This window comes from Candidatus Amarolinea dominans, from assembly GCF_016704685.1.
Taxonomy (GTDB): Bacteria; Chloroflexota; Anaerolineae; order SSC4; family Amarolineaceae; genus Amarolinea; species Amarolinea dominans.
The window spans coordinates 1-17,200 of record NZ_JADIZS010000037.1; the positions used below are offsets into that span (position 1 = coordinate 1).

The 17,200-nt window shown below is 64.5% G+C and carries 18 protein-coding genes and 1 pseudogene; 17 read left to right on the plus strand and 2 right to left on the minus strand.

Translation table 11 applies throughout. The annotated features are described in order from the left end of the window. The 5 genes and pseudogenes from IPF85_RS19870 to IPF85_RS19890 all read left to right on the plus strand — a co-directional run. A partial coding sequence (locus IPF85_RS19870) for a tetratricopeptide repeat protein (RefSeq protein WP_343409800.1) occupies nt 1–774 on the plus strand: 774 nt, incomplete at its 5' end. Further along, a pseudogene (locus IPF85_RS19875) lies at nt 771–1,982 on the plus strand (phospholipase D-like domain-containing protein); the annotation flags it as partial. The gene IPF85_RS19870 and the pseudogene IPF85_RS19875, both read left to right, overlap by 4 nt. 703 nt (nt 1,983–2,685) lie before the next feature. Further along, entirely contained in the window at nt 2,686–3,477 is a 792-nt protein-coding gene (locus IPF85_RS19880) for a C-terminal helicase domain-containing protein (RefSeq protein WP_343409817.1), read from the plus strand. Between the two features lie 114 nt (nt 3,478–3,591). Continuing rightward, entirely contained in the window at nt 3,592–3,723 is a 132-nt protein-coding gene (locus IPF85_RS19885) for a DUF433 domain-containing protein (RefSeq protein WP_343409801.1), read from the plus strand. 513 nt (nt 3,724–4,236) lie between these two features. Beyond that, nucleotides 4,237–7,299 carry a S8 family serine peptidase gene (locus tag IPF85_RS19890; RefSeq protein ID WP_343409802.1) on the plus strand — a complete coding sequence of 1,021 codons (3,063 nt, stop codon included), beginning with the start codon at nt 4,237–4,239 and terminating at the stop codon, nt 7,297–7,299. 215 nt (nt 7,300–7,514) lie between these two features. On the opposite strand, the gene IPF85_RS19895 is transcribed toward IPF85_RS19890, so the two are convergent. Continuing rightward, nucleotides 7,515–7,988 carry a hypothetical protein gene (locus IPF85_RS19895; protein WP_343409803.1) on the minus strand — a complete coding sequence of 158 codons (474 nt, stop codon included), beginning with the start codon at nt 7,986–7,988 and terminating at the stop codon, nt 7,515–7,517. A gap of 325 nt (nt 7,989–8,313) precedes the next feature. On the opposite strand from IPF85_RS19895, the gene IPF85_RS19900 reads away from it, so the two are divergent. From IPF85_RS19900 to IPF85_RS19920, 5 genes are all read left to right on the plus strand, one after another. After that, nucleotides 8,314–9,270 carry an SH3 domain-containing protein gene (locus IPF85_RS19900; RefSeq protein WP_343409804.1) on the plus strand — a complete coding sequence of 319 codons (957 nt, stop codon included), beginning with the start codon at nt 8,314–8,316 and terminating at the stop codon, nt 9,268–9,270. Further along, nucleotides 9,233–9,487, plus strand: a complete 255-nt coding sequence (locus IPF85_RS19905) for a hypothetical protein (RefSeq protein ID WP_343409805.1) — start codon at nt 9,233–9,235, stop codon at nt 9,485–9,487. The genes IPF85_RS19900 and IPF85_RS19905 overlap by 38 nt, the downstream gene beginning before the upstream one ends. Before the next feature lie 374 nt (nt 9,488–9,861). Continuing rightward, nucleotides 9,862–10,350 (plus strand): SH3 domain-containing protein, encoded by a 489-nt coding sequence (locus IPF85_RS19910; RefSeq protein WP_343409806.1) that lies wholly within the window; start codon nt 9,862–9,864, stop codon nt 10,348–10,350. A gap of 489 nt (nt 10,351–10,839) precedes the next feature. Beyond that, nucleotides 10,840–11,442: a hypothetical protein gene (locus IPF85_RS19915; RefSeq protein WP_343409807.1), complete on the plus strand. Its 603-nt coding sequence runs from the start codon at nt 10,840–10,842 to the stop codon at nt 11,440–11,442. A 283-nt stretch (nt 11,443–11,725) separates the two neighbouring features. Continuing rightward, nucleotides 11,726–12,523 carry a hypothetical protein gene (locus tag IPF85_RS19920; RefSeq protein ID WP_343409808.1) on the plus strand — a complete coding sequence of 266 codons (798 nt, stop codon included), beginning with the start codon at nt 11,726–11,728 and terminating at the stop codon, nt 12,521–12,523. Nucleotides 12,524–12,546: 23 nt separating this feature from the next. Here the strand turns inward: IPF85_RS19920 and IPF85_RS19925 are convergent, their stop codons facing one another. After that, nucleotides 12,547–12,693, minus strand: coding sequence for a hypothetical protein (locus IPF85_RS19925; protein WP_343409809.1), 147 nt, complete (start codon nt 12,691–12,693; stop codon nt 12,547–12,549). 79 nt (nt 12,694–12,772) lie between these two features. Between IPF85_RS19925 and IPF85_RS19930 the strand changes: the two genes are divergently transcribed. The 7 genes from IPF85_RS19930 to IPF85_RS19960 all read left to right on the plus strand — a co-directional run bounded on the left by IPF85_RS19930 (nt 12,773) and on the right by IPF85_RS19960 (nt 17,165). After that, nucleotides 12,773–13,552, plus strand: a complete 780-nt coding sequence (locus IPF85_RS19930) for a hypothetical protein (RefSeq protein ID WP_343409810.1) — start codon at nt 12,773–12,775, stop codon at nt 13,550–13,552. An 81-nt stretch (nt 13,553–13,633) separates the two neighbouring features. Continuing rightward, on the plus strand, nt 13,634–13,909 hold the full coding sequence (locus IPF85_RS19935) for a hypothetical protein (RefSeq protein ID WP_343409811.1): 276 nt from the start codon (nt 13,634–13,636) through the stop codon (nt 13,907–13,909). Beyond that, entirely contained in the window at nt 13,906–14,079 is a 174-nt protein-coding gene (locus IPF85_RS19940; protein WP_343409812.1) for a hypothetical protein, read from the plus strand. Before IPF85_RS19935 ends, IPF85_RS19940 begins: the two co-directional genes overlap by 4 nt. Nucleotides 14,080–14,413: 334 nt before the next feature. Continuing rightward, entirely contained in the window at nt 14,414–14,557 is a 144-nt protein-coding gene (locus IPF85_RS19945; protein ID WP_343409813.1) for a hypothetical protein, read from the plus strand. A gap of 1,169 nt (nt 14,558–15,726) precedes the next feature. Beyond that, nucleotides 15,727–15,885: a hypothetical protein gene (locus IPF85_RS19950; protein WP_343409814.1), complete on the plus strand. Its 159-nt coding sequence runs from the start codon at nt 15,727–15,729 to the stop codon at nt 15,883–15,885. An 80-nt stretch (nt 15,886–15,965) separates the two neighbouring features. Then, nucleotides 15,966–16,319 carry a hypothetical protein gene (locus tag IPF85_RS19955; RefSeq protein WP_343409815.1) on the plus strand — a complete coding sequence of 118 codons (354 nt, stop codon included), beginning with the start codon at nt 15,966–15,968 and terminating at the stop codon, nt 16,317–16,319. A 42-nt stretch (nt 16,320–16,361) separates the two neighbouring features. Then, the gene (locus IPF85_RS19960; RefSeq protein WP_343409816.1) at nt 16,362–17,165 is read left to right on the plus strand and encodes a hypothetical protein; all 804 of its coding nucleotides are present in this window, start codon (nt 16,362–16,364) and stop codon (nt 17,163–17,165) included. Nucleotides 17,166–17,200 lie beyond the last annotated feature (35 nt).

A 17,200-nucleotide genomic window follows, 5' to 3' on the forward strand; every position in this document is an offset into this window, starting at 1 on the left:
ATGGCCTGGGCGATTGCCAGTCGTGGCCAGACCTACCGGCAGATGGGGCAGTACGCGCAGGCGCTGGCCGACTTCGACCGCGCCATCGGCCTCGATGAGACCAACGCCAGCATGATTGCGGGTCGTGGCGAGACCTACCGGCAGATGGGGCAGTACGCGCAGGCGCTGGCCGACTTCGACCGCGCCATCGGCCTCGACGAGAAGGATGCCTGGGCGATTGCCAGTCGTGGCGAGACCTACCGGCAGATGGGGCAGTACGCGCAGGCGCTGGCCGACTTCGACCGCGCCATCGGTCTCGATGAGACGGATGCCTGGGCGATTGCGGGTCGTGGCTTGACCTACCGGCAGATGGGGCAGTACGCGCAGGCGCTGGCCGACTTCGACCGGGCGATCGAGTTGGACTCTAGCGACTGGTATTTGTACGGTAGGGCATTGACCTGCCGTGCGCTTGGCCAGGAGGAAGCCGCGGCATCCGACCTGGCCCGGGCCATCGAAGGCGCACGCGCCGCGGAAACGGCGTCGCCGGACGATTGGCGGAACCGGCTCAACCTGGCCGTGTATTACCTGGCCTCAGGAGATCTGGCGGCCGCAGAGGACCGGTCTCAGGCGGCAAGGGATGCCGGGGTCAACGAAGGGCGAGCGCGTGATGCCATCCAGGACCTAAACGACTACCTGCGCCTGTTCCCCGCCGACGAGGCGGCGCGCGAGATGCGCCAGCGCTGGCAGCGGTACGTCGAAGAGCGGTTCCCGAAGGGGGATAGACGAGAGCCGTGAGCACGATCAACCGCTACTCCTCTCTCCGCCAGCGGCTCGATCACGCGTTCCTGCGTGACAAGCTGCGCCGCGCCACGTCGTACCGGCGCATCGCGGGCTACTTCCGCAGCTCCATCTTCGAGCTGGTCGGCGAGGAGATCGCGGGCATCCCCGATGTGCGCATCGTCTGCAACAGCGAGCTGGACGCGGCCGATCTCGCGGTGGCGAAGGCCGCGCGCGAGGCCAACTTGAAGGAGCGGTGGAACCAGGCGCCCGTGGAGATCGAGGCGCTGCTGGAGCGGGAGCGCTACCGCAGGCTATGGGAACTGTTGCGCGCCGGCAACGTACAGGTGCGTGTGGTGCCGCGGGACCGGGTCTTCCTGCACGGCAAGGCCGGGGTCATCGAGACGCCGGAGGGCAAGACCTGCTTCCTCGGCTCGATCAACGAGACGCGCCGCGCGTATGCGGGGAACTACGAGATCCTCTGGGAGGACACGTCGCCGGCAGGGGTGACGTGGGTCGAGGAGGAGTTCGAGGCGCTCTGGCGGGACGCGTACCCGCTGCCCGACGCGATCGTCGAGGAGGTCAAGCGCGTCGCGGAGCGGGTCGAGGTGCGCTTCGAGCAGGTCGCGCCACACGACCTGCCCGCGGCCAGCCTGGCCGAAGCGCCGATCTACCGGGGCGGCGAGCAGCTCAGGCCCTGGCAGCGCGCGTTCGTCACGATGTTCCTGCAGCACCGCGAGACCTACGGGGCGGCGCGGCTCCTGCTGGCCGACGAGGTGGGGTTGGGCAAGACCCTCTCGCTGGCGGCCAGCGCGATGGTCTCCGCGCTGCTTGACGACGGCCCCGTGCTGATCCTCTGCCCCGCAACGCTGGCGCAGCAGTGGCAGACCGAGCTCAAGGATCGGCTGGGCATCCCCAGCGCGGTCTGGCTTTCCGCGCGCAAGATGTGGCTCGACCCCGATGAGCATCTGATCCGTACGGCAAAGCCGGAGGACATTGTCTATTGCCCCTACCGGATCGCGATCGTCTCCACCGGCCTGATTTTTCACAATTCGGCCGAGCGGGCCGCGCTGTTGGGACGGCGCGGTTCCTACGGAACCGTCGTGCTGGATGAGGCGCACAAGGCGCGACGCCGCGGCGGTTTGGGAGATGGCCGGGATCAGCCCAACAACCTGCTCGACTTCATGCTGCAGGTCGGCCCGCGCACCAGGAACCTGCTGCTGGGCACCGCCACCCCCATCCAGACCGCGGTCTCGGAGCTGTGGGACCTGATGGCCGTGCTGAACGGCGGCGTGGATTTCGTCATGGGCAGTAACTACGTCAGAATCTGGCCCGACTGGGAGCGCGCGCTGCCGTACGTGAAGGGTGAGCAGTCGCCGGCGGACGGGCGCGAGGCGTGGGAGCTGTTGCGCAGCCCGCTGCCGCCGGCCGGCGAGGATCCCCTCTTCGCGACGCTACGCCTGGGCGCGGGCATTGATGACCGGCGCTTCTTCAGCGACCGGGGGTTCAGTTCCTTTGACCCGTTCACCCAGGCGACCATTGATGGGGCGCTGGCGCCGGGCTTCTTCCAACGCCAGAACCCACTGGTGCGCCACACCGTGCTCCGCCGCCGCGAGACGCTGGAGGATCAAGGGCTGTTGGAGCGCGTCGGCGTGACGGTCCACCCCCACCCAAAGATGGGCGCGAACGCCTATCCGGGCCAGAGTTTTGCAGGGCTGGGCCTGCTCACCAACCGGCCGTTCGACCTGGCGTACAGGGCCGCCGAGGAGTTTACCGCAGCGCTGGGTGCGCGCACCAGGGCGGCCGGCTTTATGAAGTCGCTACTGCTGCAACGCATCTGTTCCAGCTTCGCCTCGGGTCGCGCCACTGCCCAGCGGATGCTGCGCCGCGAGATCCTGGACGACGAGGAAGACGCCGAAAGGCTGCAGGATGCGCTCGACGCTGACGCCGGTCGAGGCGGGCTTCCTGAAGACCATCGTCGCCGAGCTTTCGCGACCCGAGGCGCGCGATCCCAAGCTGGCCGCGGTAAAATACTTCCTGACCCAGCACCGTGTGGAGGGCAAGACCTGGCTGGAGCACGGCTCGATCATCTTCAGCCAATACTACGACACCGCACGTTGGATTGCAGCCGAGCTGGCCGGGACGCTGCCGGGCGAGCCGGTGGCGGTGTATGCGGGCCTGGGCAAGAGCGGCCTGTACCGCGACGCCGCGTTCAACGCGGTGGGCCGCGAGGCGAGCAACGCCGCGGTCAAGGCGCGGGCGATCCGCCTGGTGGTTGCCACCGACGCTGCGTGCGAGGGGCTGAACCTGCAGGCGCTGGGGACGCTGATCAACGTGGACCTGCCGTGGAACCCGTCGCGGCTGGAGCAACGCCTGGGCCGCATCAAGCGCTTCGGCCAGGCGCGGCGCAACGTGGACATGCTCAACCTGGTCTACCACGACACGCAGGACGAGAAGGTGTACCAGGCTATCTCGCGACGGCTGAAGGACAAATACGACATCTTCGGCGGCCTGCCAGACACGAGTGACGACGAGTGGATCGAGAACGTCGAGGAGTTGGAAGTGAAGATGGATCAGTACATCCACTTGAGACAGCTGGCGAAGAACGCGTTCGAATTACGGTACGAGTCGAGTGTAGAGCCGGAGGCGAACCGCTGGGAGCTGTGCTCGCGCGTGCTCTCGCGACAGGACATCATCGCCAAACTGTCGGAGCCGTGGTAAGGAGAGGGAGGCTCCTGCGTTTTATGTGACGAATTGTCGTTACGCTTCCGCCTGTGCTACACTGGTGGTGCTTGCGGTGGAGGACAGACAAAGATGCAGGGAATGGGAGCAAAAATGACGTATGAACTGAGGGAGAGGTTACTTGGCCGGATTACAGCCGATCCGCGGGTGCTGGTCGGCAAACCCGTGATCCGCGGTATGCGCATCAGCGTGGCGCAGATCGTGGCGGCGTCGCAAGACAACTAATCGCCTTCGGGCTGTAATTCCACTAGATCCTTAATAAGCGAATAGCATTAGCTGGTTACTGGAACAAGAGCAAGCCGACGCTTTACGGTAGGCCAGTCGGTGACGAGATCTGAATAATCTGGTGCAGGGGGGTAGGCCTCGCGCAAAGCCTGTGGGAGAGTTGGGATGCCAAAAAGGCCATGGTTAATCGGTGTCTTGCAGGCGCAGTAACGAGAAGCTGGCGTTTGAAAGGCAAGGCTGCCGTGCAAACGATAGAAGTTGTAATATGACTAATCTGCGCCAGCCCACGCTGTTTCAACTCGGCGGCTATCCGCTTCTCGTTCCACTTTGCGTTAAAGCATTTTCAGGTTAGTTGCGGAATTTGGTAAGTACGTGTTACAATGGATTTGCCACCGTTACTCGCCCTACGCAGAACCAAGGTCACGCTGCGGTGACGCTGATCGCTTGGATCGGACAATGGGGTGGCATGTCACCGCAGGCGCCCTTGTTTCGCGACCACAAGGAGTCAGAGTCATGAACCTCTCTCGTTTCCATTGGTTGTCGGGCCGACCCTGGATGCGCATTGCCCTCGTTGCCATCCTGCTGGTCAGCGCCCTGGGTGTCTCCGGCATTGCACCGACGCGCTGGGTTGGTTCAACCCCGGCCGTCGCCTATGCTGAGAAAATTGATGCTGGTGTGTGGAAGGCCCTGGACACAACACCCGACGGCAAGGTGCCGGTCTTTGTCAAGCTCAGCGAACAGGCCAACCTGCAAGAGGCGGCCGCTATTGAGGACTGGACCGCACGCGGGTGGGCCGTCTACAACGCCCTGCGCGGCACGGCAAACCGCACGCAGCCCACCGTCTTGGGCCAACTCGCCGTGGCCGAAGCGGCGGGCCATGCGTCAGCGGTCAAGTCGTTCTGGATTGTCAACATGGTCTCCGTCCTCGCCGATGCGACGGCCCTCCGCACCCTGGCGGCCATGCCCGAAGTCGGCGCCATTCTCCTCAACGCAAAACTGGAAGCCCAGATCGTCATTCCTGACGAGACCGTTACCGCGCCGGACACGGTCGAGTGGGGCGTGGCCAAGATTCGCGCCCCCGACGTTTGGACGACCTACGGTGTAACCGGCGCCGGCGCGGTGGCCGCCAATGTGGACACCGGCGTGCAGTACGATCACCCGGTCCTGGTGAACCACTATCGCGGCAACCTGGGGGGTGGGGTGTTCAATCACAACTACAACTGGTATGACCCCACAGGCGTCAGCAGCACCTTCCCGGCCGACGATAATGGCCATGGCACGCACACCATGGGTACCATGATCGGCGACGATGGTGGCGTCAACCAGATCGGCGTGGCGCCTGGCGCCAAGTGGATCGCCGCCTACGGCTGCTGTCCCAGCAATGAAGCCCTGCTGGAAGCCCAGCAGTTTATGGTGGCTCCCACGGACCTGGCCGGCAATAACCCCGATCCGAGCAAGCGTCCCGACGTGCTCAACCAGTCGTGGGGCGGCCCGGGCGGCAGCGAGATTTTCGAGGACGTGATTGCCGCTCTGCGCGCGAGTGGGGTTTTCCCGACATTCTCGGCCGGCAACAGTGGTTCGAGCGCAGCGGATGGTTGTGGCCGCCTGGGCTCGCCAGGCGACAACCCCTCTGCCTTCAATGTGGCCGCGACCACCACCACCGACACCATTGCCAGTTTCTCATCCCGTGGCCCCAACCCGTTCACCGGCCAGACTGGCCCCAACGTCTCTGCCCCTGGCAACGGTGTACGATCGAGTGTTCCAACGAACGCGTACGCCGTTTACAGTGGCACATCCATGGCCTCACCACACGTGGCTGGTGCGGTCGCCCTGCTGATTTCGCTCGAGCCCAAGCTGCGCGGGCGTGTGGCCGAGCTTGAGGAACTGCTGCGCAAGAGCGCGCTGCCGCTCACCAGCACACAGACCTGTGGCGGCGTGCCCGGCAGCCAGATCCCGAACAATGTCTTTGGCTGGGGCCGCATTGACGTCAAGGCGGCAGCCGACCTGGTGTACCAGGCGGGCTACCTGCAAGGCACAGTCACCTCTGGCGCGATGCCGCTGGCGGGCGCCACCGTGACCTACAGCATGATGGGTAAGACGCTGACGACCCAGACCGACAAGAACGGCTTCTACAAGGTCGTCGCCGGCGCCGGCACATGGGCGATGACGGCCAGTGCTTATGGCTACCAGCAAGGTACCGCTCCCGCGGTGGTGGTCGTGCAGAACGGCACCACCGTGCAGAACTTCAACCTGACGTCCTTGGGCAACTTCACCGTCAGCGGCAATGTCAACTACGTGATGGATGATGGTGTTGGGGGCGGCATTCCAGCCTTGATCCTGGTCAAGAACGAAGCCCTGGCGGCCCCGGTCTTTGCAGATGGCAGCGGCAACTACAGCCTGTTGGTGCCGCCCGGCACTTACACGATCGAAGCGCAGCATCCCGGCTATGTCACTGGATCACAGAGCGTGATCGTGGCCGGCAACACGACAGCCAACTTCACGTTGACGGCGCTCGCGAATTACACGTGCCTGGACAACCGCCAGCCGGGTAGTCCGCTCTATGAATGGATTGATGCGACCGATGGCACCGCGTACCCGTTGGATGATGATGCAAGCTCGGCCGCGATTACGCTGCCCTCGGCGTTCACCTACTTCGGCACGGCCTACACCACGTTCCGCATCAACTCGAACGGCTTCGTCTTCTTCGGCACGACCAACTACACCACGGCGCACATGGTTCTGCCCTTCGAGGGCCGGCCAAACACCGACGTGATGGCGTTGGGCGAAGACCTGAACCCCGCTCTCGGCACCCAAGGCACCATCTACGCCAAGGCGGTTGGCAACCTGTATGTCATCGAATACTACCAGGTGCAGCACTGGGCGAGTGGCTTCCCGGAGACCTTCGAGATTATCCTGGATCTCACCTCTGGCGCCATCACCTACCAGTACAACACCCTGAGCTGGCCCAATTTCACGACCGTGGGTCTGGAAGACTCCGCGGGGGCTGTTGGGCAGCTCTACTCGTATCGCAACTCGGCCAACCTGGCGGCCGGGCGCGCCGTGCGCTTCACCCCCGCAACCGGTACAGCCGTCAACTGGGGATGCGACCACGCGCTCTCCCTCACCATCGCTGATGACAAGGATCCGGTGAACGCAGGTGAGACGATCACCTACTACATCCACTGGAACAACATCGGCTTTGGCGCCGCGCCTGGCGCCACGCTGACCGCGACGGTGCCGCCGAACACGACGTTCCTCTCGGCCGATGGCGGCATCACGCCGGTGGGCGGCGTCCTGACCTGGAATTTGGGCGCTCTACGGCCCAAGTCCGAGGGTGGAGCCTGGTTCAAGGTGCAAGCCATCGTCGGGCCGACCGCTTCTACCACGGCCACACTGGCCGACACCAGCGGCCAGAGCCGTGCCGCGACCGATACCACCACCATTCGCCAGCCAACGGCTGTGCAGCTCGATACGTTGGCGACCGCGCCGGATGCCGTCCGCTGGGCGCCCCTGGCCGGTTTGCTGCTGTTAATGGCAGGCGCGGTGGCGCTGCGCCGTCGCACCGTTCGGTCGTAAGGTAACCCGTCCCCGAAAATAGTTGTTCTTTCGCTTGCAGAGAGACCGGGTTTTGCACAAAAGCCCGGCCTCTTTGTGCCTTGCGCACGGTGCCCACCCTGGACGACTGGCAGCGCCTGCTCCTTGCCTCACCGCCACAGGACACCACCCACTAAGCCTGCGCCTGAAAGCTGCCAATGCCTACGGCATTGGCAGCTTGTTGACGCCGTAAAACCCTATACTTCCCTATACCGATATTTCGTGCTTTCCTCGATCAGCTTGATCTCGGCCGCAGTCAGGTCGAACAGCGCGTAGACGCGGCGATTGAGGTCCGTCTCCAGCCGCACGATCTGCGCGGTCAGATGATCGTGCGCCGCGCACCGCTCAGCCAGCCATGCCTCCCACGCGTCGCGCTCCTTCAACGGGATGTCGCGGCGAAAAACCTTCTGCACCTCGCCGCGCAAACCCGGAAAGTCGAGCTGCCACCAGGCGGTGAGCTTCTGATTCAAAGGTGCGATGACCCCATCCTTGCCCAGCGTGCCCAAGTCTGTCAGAACGCGATGTCGCACCTGGCGGTGCAGAGCGTAGCGCGCCTGCGCCTGCGCCGTGATCTGCATGGCCAACTCGCCGATGGCATCGCAGTCGGTCGCGGGCGCGTCGGGGATGGGGAGACGAGAGACGAATTGGGCGGAAAGCGTGTAGCGCAACATGCCCTTTCGCTCAGGATTGGGGGCTGGGGGGCCGACCACACCCGTCGCAAGACCACGAGTCAGGACTGATTACGTTCTGATTACGCTGTGATGAGGGAGTGATGGCGAAAAACGTAATCAGTGGGGATGACTGATTACGTTTGTTTTTGAGCCGGGCGCCGGGGTCAATTCTCGCTCCTGCGACCCGCACACCCCGCTCTCCGGCAAATTGTCATCTCGTCTCACCTGTGTTATACTTGCCCTCACGTCAAACAAGTTGAAATTTCTCGCCCCAGGCCCCGTTGTAACACTCTTGAGACACGCACAAAACCAATCAGTCAATCAGATGCCCAACTCAAGCACGGGCACCACCTCTTTGGTAACGCCATCGAGTCACGCCGCGCCTCATCTGCCCGCGCGCCGCCGCGTCCCACCCAGTATCCTGCTCACCGTCATTCTACTGGCGCTGGCAACCCTGGGCTGCTCCGCGGGCGGCGCCTTGTCACTCCTGCCACGCAGCGCGGCCACGGCCACCCCAACCGTCACCGCCTCCGCCGGCCCCACGCGTGTGCTGATTGCCACCTTTACGCCGACACCCTACGTGCCGCCCACCGTCACCCCAACCCCAACCGTGCCGACGGCGACGGTGACACCCACCGACACCGACACGCCCACCGCGACGCCGGAACCGCCCACGCCCACCCCAACCCCCGTTGCCCTGGCGCAGCCGCTGGCAGAGGACACCAACGCACGCAGCGGCCCCAGCGCCGATTACCCCATTGTAGGCAAGATCCAGCCAGGCGCCACCTATGACATCGTCGGGCGCAATGACGACCCCGACCCCAACCAACGCTGGTGGTACATCTGCTGCGTCAAGGGACGCCGCGCATGGGTCAAGGCCGATCTCGTGACCATCAACGGCGATGCCGCCGGCGCTCCAGTCAGGCAGGAAGGGCCTGCGCCCACCCCCACCTGGACCTGGACGCCCACCCTGACCCCAACCGTGACCTCGACACCGGTGCCGCTCTTCTACCGCGCCATCGGGCCGCAGTTTTACCTGACCAACAACACCTTCCTCAAAATCTGGGTCAAAGTCTTCTTCGCCAACGGCGATCCCATGCCCGGCTATCAACTAAAATTGTTCCGCCGCGAGGGCGTAGGTCAACCCATCGGCACGCCCACGCCGGTTTGGACCGCCACCTGGACGCCAACTCCAACCGGCGTCTGGACCTGCGCCCACCGCCACGCCCACCGGCACGCCCGATGTGTCCCAATCGCCCTGGACGGACATCAGTTCCGCTGACCTGTCCAAAGACGTCTTCTCCTGGTCGCAACCGCCCGGCTTTGGCGACCGGCAGGCGTTCAATCTCGAATACACCCTGTTTGCGCCCGGCAATGGCACCTACATCGCCTACCTGGCCGACACCGGCGGCCATCCTGTTTCCGAGCAGATTTCGTTCACCACGGACGCGGCCAATCCTTACCGGGAGGTGTACATTGGCTTCCGCCACATCCGCTGAACACGGTACGCCGGCGCAGAATCGCCGCACCGCCAAGCACCCCGGTCGCCTTACCGCCGGACAGCGCCGCCTGGTCGCTGTCCTGACCCTGGCCCTCGTCGCGCTCTTGGGCACCATGGGCTGCTCGCTGACCAGCCTGATCCGGCTCTTTCCGCCGCTGACACCCTCGCCGACACCGATCGCCTTTTCTCACCCCCGTCCTGCAGCCGACCTTCACGCCCACGGTCCTGCCGCTTACCGATACGCCGTTTCCGCCCACACCCACCATCACGCCGACGGCGACCGATACCCCCACGCCTGGCCCCACACCCACCGCCACTTCCACCGGTGAGCCAACCGCCACGGCCACGCCCGGCCCGATGATCCTGGTGCCGGTGGCTGAGCTGAACGTACGCACGGGTCCGGGCACCGACTACCCCCTGGCCGGAACCATTCGCCAGGGCGAAACTTACGACATCGTCGGTCGTTCGGCTGACTACGCCTGGTGGCGCATCTGCTGCCTGCCCGATGCCAGCCTCGCCTGGGTCACAGCCAGCCTGGTGCAGGTCAGCGGTGATGCCACCGATGTCGAAGTAGTCACAGTGGAACCACCGCCAGCGCCGACCTTTACGCCGGCGCCGCCAACCCTCACGCCGACCATCACCCCGACGGCCACCGAAGCCGTTGGCTTCGACGTCGAAGGCATCGAGGAATTCCCCAACTGGGGCAACAACTGGCTCAAGGTAGGTGCGCAAATCAAGGCCAACAACGGCGCGCCGCTCTGGGGCTACCGCCTGATGTTCGTCCTCGAGGGTCGAGGTCAATCATGGGTCAGCCCGCAGGTTTCTGACAGCAGTTGGGGCTATTCGCGCCCAATCGGCTAACCCCCTGCCCGGCGACGCCTGGTCAACCTGCAGTTCGACACCAACGGCTTTGCCGAGCTGGGTGATAACGTCTGGCAGGTCTACGTGGTGGACGGCAGCGGCACCCGTCGTGAGTCCAGCATCGTGCGTCTCTACACCAGCGCCAGTCAACCCAAGTGGTATCACATTCGCTTCAAGCGCCGTTTCTGAAGCGATTTGGCCAGGAATTCCAAAATGTGGTCGCTGAAGACATCTGGAATGGAGCCTTTAGGCGGTTATTGGGCACTTGAGAACCCTGTGGCAGACCGGCTGAAGCCTCGATTCCGGGTATATTTGGAATTCCTGCGATTTGGCGCCCGTCATGGCCTTGTGCTATACTGCGCGACAATACTCTTCCCCCCTTCTCCTCTCCACACAGTGGAGAGGAGAAGGGGCCGGGGGATGAGGTGAGGCCGCATTTTCATCGTTAACCGACGCGATCTTGTTTTTCACGAGAGGAGCATACCAGTCATGCCATTACCGCGCTACCGCGTTCTCATCCCCCTGGCCTGTGCGCTGTTCTTGATCGTTGGCTGCACCGCACCCGGCGGCCAGTCGCAGCAAACGGTTTCCCCGCAGCGCACGCTGGTGCCGACCTTCACCCCGACTGCGGCCAAGCCCACGGCCACCCCCCTGCCCCCGGAACCGACAGCCGTTCCCGCGACACCTACACCCGCAGAACCGTCCACCGCCACGCCGCTGCCCGAGACGCCCACACCGCTGCCCAAACCGCAGGCGGTCATCACCCTCAACAATCTCAACATTCGCAGCGGGCCGTCAACCAGCTACCCCAGCATCGCGCGGCGCCAGAATCAGCGTCTGAAATCACCGGGCGCAATGCCGACAGCAGTTGGTGGCAGATTTGCTGCGTCAACAGCAAGAACGGTTGGGTTTCCGCTCAATATGCGCGCCGAGGGCAATGCCGGCGCCGTCGAGGTGGTCAAAGACGTCGCGCCGCCCCACGTCGGCGCCGCAGCCCACCGCCCGGCCACGGCCCACCGCTCAGCCAACCACCCCACCGGCCGCGGCCACCATCTTCGTCCAGACTGGCCTGGAAATACGCGATGCGGATGACACCAACTTCGGCATCGTCACCTTCTGGGGTCGCCTGGGCAAAACCGGCGAAGCCACGCCCCACAGCGGCGGCTACAAGCTCCGGGTCAGCGCCCCCTCCGGCACGCAGGAGGTCCCGTTCGGCGCCACCTGGCAAAACGCCAACCCCGGTCAGCCCAGTGAATTCAAATACAACGCCAAACTCGAACTCCCGCACCGCGGCGCATTCCCGCCGTCGTCATAGATGGCAGCGGCAAGGAAGTCTCTGATGTGATCAGCGGCAACCTCAAAGACAGAACGCACGATGTTCTGGTCACATGGTGGAAACGCTGATTCACAGAACGGCATTGCCACGGACGACGTTCGCCCTGCACCCCCGGGCAAACGTCGTTCGTTTTGGCGCCTGGCGAGCGAACAACTCTCACCGGCCGGTCGTGCTTTCATCCTCAGTGGTTTACTCTTGCTTGGCCTGGCCCTGCGCGTCCAGCGGCTCGATTTTCAGCCACTCTGGTGGGACGAAGGCTACAGCGTCTGGTTCGCCACCCACACGTTGGGCGACATGCTCGCCCTGACCGCACAGGACATCCACCCACCGCTCTATTACGCCCTCCTGCACGCCTGGATCGCCCTGCTCGGCCCGGCGCCGCACACGCTGCGCCTCTTTTCGGTCTACGTCAGTCTGCCGGCCATTGCCCTGATCCCCGTGGCCGCCCGGCGCCTGTTGCCCCGCCCGCGTCCGGCCACCGCGACCCCGGCCCTGGTCGCCGCGGTGCTGGTGGCCCTCAACCCGTTTCATCTCTACTACAGCCAGGAAATCCGCATGTACGGCCTGGTCAGCAGCCTGGCCCTGCTCATGCGATCCTGGCGCGCCCTGGCTTGGCCCAACGCGCCGCGACCGCGCACCCCGCGCATGTGTGCCCTGACTCTGGCGACGGCCGCTGGCCGGCCTACACTCAGTATTACGCCATCCTGCTGCCCCTGGGCGCTTTCCTGGTCGTCCTTTTCAACCGGATCAAGCGCCGCGGGCAGAGTAGCGCGACGCCTGACCCCAGCCTCCGAAGCTTCATCGGTGCGCACCTGGCCGACGTCGCCTACAAAGTGACCCAGGACGCCGATACCCCGCTTTCACTGGCCGATTACGTTGCCCGTCATCTGACCGCATTCCTCATCGGCCATGCCAAGCCCGCCGGGCTGGATACACTCGCCCTGCTCGCCCTGCTCATCCTGCTCGGCCTGCTCATCCTGGTCGGGCTGAGCGCGCAACGTTCCCACGGCAGCCCTCCGGGCTCTCGCTGCTGGCCGTGGCACTGGCTTGCGGATTCCTGCTCAACCTGCGCTTCCCTTCGCCCCCTTGCGCGGTGAACGTCTGCTCAGCGCGCTTGCGCCCGCCTTCTGGCTGTGGCTGGCTGCGGTCATCGCCCCAACAATCAACCCATCGCCGCCTGGCCGCAGCGCCCGCCTGCTCCGCACCGCGCTCAACCTCAGCCTGGTGTTAGTCACTGTGCTGGCGTTGATTCGCTTCTTCACCATCCCGCGCTACGCCAACGACGACTATCGCCCCCTGATCGCGGAAATGGCCGCGCGTGGCAGCGCCGCCGACATGGCCTTCTGTGTCTATCCCTGGCAAGTTGGCTATCTACGCAGCTATCTGCCCCACGGGCCGCAAGCGCTTCTCAGCCCTTCCGCAGCCTGGGACGATTCAATCAGCATTTCGCTACACGAGAGGCTCCGGCAGGGGCAACAGGTCTGGTTTCCCGCGCACCTCAGCCTGGGCGGCATCCTGGAAACGCAAATCGAGGCCAGCCTGATGCAGCAGGGTTTCCCGGTGCTGAATCGCTGGATCAGCCCAAGTACGCGCCTCACACTGTTCGTGCCGCCCGCAAGCGCAGGGCAAACCGCGCCCGGCGCACGCTTCGGCACCTGGCTCACGCTGACCACCGCGCAGGTGAGCAGCCAGCCAGTGGCGGCCGGCGCCGGCGCGCTCCCCATCAGCCTGACTTGGCGCCTGTCCGAACATCCGCCCGCAGGCGGCGCCTGGCAGGTGCGCCTACGTTTGAGCGATCGCCAGGGTGTCACCTGGGCGCAGCGCGACAGCGCGCCGGCCAACGGTCAACGGGCCTTCGACCAATGAGAACTCGACCGACCGCCGCAGATCGCCACGCTGTGGATTCCCGCGGGCACGCCGCCGGGCCGCTATGACCTGCGCGTCCAGGTGTACCAACAGCAAGAGGGTCAGGCCGACCGCCCGCTCGACATCCTGAATGCGCAAGGCCAGGCGCAGGGCGTTGAATGGCTGCTGGCCCAAGTGGAGATTGCACGGCCACAGCCGCCTCTCGACCCGGCGCCTGACGATCGCGCAGCCACGCAACCGGCGATTGGGATCGGCACTGCGCTGGCTGGGCTTCGATCTGGCGGCCGGCCCCTGGCGACCGGGCGACGACCTGCCGGTCAGCCTGGCCTGGCAGGTGACCCAGGCGCCCGCGTATGACTGGCGGGCTTTTGTGCAAGTGCTGGACGCCCGCGGCGCCGTGGCGGCTGCCTGGGAAGGCCCCCCACTGCCTGATCTGCCAAGCCAGCAATGGCAAGGCCGGCGACCTGCTGCGCACGCCGCTCATGGTGCGCCTGCCGGTGCGCTGGCCGACGGTCGCTACCGACTGATCGCCGGCCTGTTCGACCCGGTCAGTGGTCTGCGTCTGATCCCGACCGGTCAACGTGACGACCATCTTGACTGTAGCCACGGTGGAGATCCAAGAACCGGCCCCATCAGATGCAGGCGCCGGCGCCGGCGATCGTGCAGGTGGCGCAGTTTGGCAAGCAGGCGCGCCTGCTGGGCTATGACCTGACGCCGACCCGGCGGGCGGCGGTGATTCCGTCATCCTGACGCTATATTGGCAAGCCGGCGAGCCAAGCGGCGTGCCAGTGTGTTCGTACACCTGTTGTCGCGGACGGGCAGACGGTCACGCAGGCGGACAGCGAGCCGGGCGCAGGAAGTTTGCCGACGACCGGCTGGCTCAGCGGCGAGTATCTGACCGATCGTCATGTGCTGCGCTTGCCGGACTCGCTGCCGTCAGGCGCCTATGATGTGGAAATTGGCTTTTACTTCGATGACCACGCGCCTGCCGCTGATGGGGCCTGATGGACTGGCGAGGGCTGAGCGGCTTGTGCTGAACACAACACTCGTGATAAAATGACAGCAAGCGCGTGCAACTTCGTGCGGCGCCGTGCGTAATGGTCATCGCGGCACTAGCGTGTATGAAACAAAGGAGTATGAAAATGACAGAGGAAAGCAAGACAACGGACAAGACCACGAGCGGCGGTGTACACCCAAAGGGTGACCTTTTGCCGAATTGAATCAGATGGGACAAAGCTGGGCGCCCATGCAGACCGCCTGGGAAAGCCCGAAGCGCAAAGAACTGAGCGACGAAGTCCACGACGGGCTGATCGAGTTCGGTAAGCAGGTTGGCGCAGCCGTCAAGACGGCCCGCGACAGCAAGCTGGGTGAAGAAGTACGAGAGACGCCGAGAAGGTGGTGGATGAAGTCCGCCAGAGCAAGGTGCTCGACGAGATCCGCGACGGGATGCTGGTGGGTCAAGCAGATCAACGCACAGTTGGACAGGCTGATGGGGCGGGCCATGACGTCGAAGCCGACCGACGCCCCGGCGGCCCGGGCCACGGAAACCGCAGCGGCTGAGACAGTCGAGGTGGTGGAGGCGCCGGCCACATGGGCTGCAAGATGCCCTGGATGCCGGAGGCAGCCGGCGGCGCGCCAAAGAGCGATTGACCACCTGAGCAATCACCCATGTCAAGGAAAGCGGAACATCGAAGGATGCTCCGCTTTCGCGTTCAAGTCAATTTGCCAAATCTCCGCAGTTCTTGGGTCGGCCTCCTGGCCGGACGACGTTGGACGAGGGAAGCAAGCTCTGCGGCGGAGGGCGTCGTCACGCCGGAGGCGTGACCTACGGCCTGGGCCTGCCACGCAACAGACGGCGTTGTCACGCCGGAGACGCTGACCCTACGGCCGGAGGTGAAGTCTCCCTGGCCGGACGACGCTGGACGAAAGGGAAACAAGCTCTGCCGCAGGCCGTTGTCACGCCGGAGACGTGACCTGCGGCCTGGGCCTGTCACGTGACAGACTGCGTTGTCACCCCGGCGTGACCTCGGCTTTAGGCTGCGCCCAGCGGTCGTTGCGCCCAACCGGCAGTTAGACAAACTGTCATCAGCCTGGCGCTGCGTGTTCCTCGATTTTTCATCTTCTTCTCAACCAGACGTGAGATAATTTGCCAAATGGCCCGCAGGTATTAGACTTTGCGAGCATTCGATACCCAGTCACGTACCGAAAAGGATTTCCATGACTCTGCGTTTTCGCCTGCTTCGATCCTCACTATCCTGCTGATCGTTGTGCTGACCGGCGGCGCGTTGGCTCAATCTACCGCGCCATCCCTGCGCCCGGCAGCGTTTCCCTGACGCGTTTTCGGAACCACGAACACCTAGACATCCTGGGGCAGATCGGCGGCCCCAGCTATGCAGTGGACGTCGTCGCGCCTATGCCTATGTCCGGCATCGGCCCGCGCCTGGTCATTCTCAACCTCAGCAACCCGGCCAACCCCGTCGCGGGCCAGAGTGCAGTTCTACCGGACATCATTAGCGCTGTGCAGGTGATGGTCAACAGCCCCTGGCTTATGTGGCGGACGATTACAATGGCGGCCTGCAGATCATCTCGTCAACAGCAACCGCCGGTGATTGTGGGCTCTTACAACACGCCGAAACGGCCTATGGCGTGGCCGTGGTTTGGGACGACGGTCTACGTGGCCGACGGCAGCGTGGCCCAAGGCGCTGCGCATCATCGAGGTGAAACAATCCCGGCGCAACCCATCCTGCGCAGCAGTATCAGCCCCTGATCGGCGATCCACGCCAGGTTGCGGTGGCCGGTGATCTGGCCTATGTCACTTGACGCCGGTTACAGCGGCGGCCTGCAAATCATTGACGTTTCCAACCCACTGTCACCGACGCTGCGCAGCGTGCTCGACACGCCTGGCGCAACGTCCAGGAAGTGCCGCCTGGCCGGCGGCCTGGCCTACGTGAAAGCCGACGGTGAAGGCGCGGCCTGCGAGATCGTCAACGTGGGCAACCCGGCCGCGCCAGTCATCCTCGGCAGTTACGACACCTACGAAAGCGTACTGGCGGTCAGTGTGGTGGGAACGCTGGCTATATCGCTACCGTACCGCCCAGCAGCGTGGAAATCACGCCAATGCGCGAACCCGGCCGCGGCGAGGCGCGTCTCCGGCGTCTATTATGGCAACAGCGCAACCAGTGATATGGCTCTACTTGGCTCGATAGCCTACCTGGCGAACCAGGACGGCGGCCTGACCAGCGTCAACGTGGTCCAGCGCCGCCAGTCGGCGGCCCTGGGCGCACGCTGCGTGCGCCCGGCGCGAAAGCGGCGTGTGGCGGTATCCGGCAATCGTGCCTACATCGCCGCCAACAACGGCGGGCTGCATATCGTTGACATCACGCCAACCCGGCCGCGCCCGCCTGGGCGGCCTGAACACGGTTGGCACTGCGCTCACGGTGTGGCGATCCAGCGGCTAACCTGGTGTACGTGGCCCGATGGCTGCACGCGGGCCTTGCAGATCATCTGGCACGGAGCAATCCAGCCAGCTTCGCCGCTGCTGCTCGGCACATATGATTCGATCGGTTACGCCAGCAGTGTGCGGGTGGTGGGCAACCTGGCCCTATCTTGCTGATGGCTATAACGACAGCTTACTCATCATTGATGTCA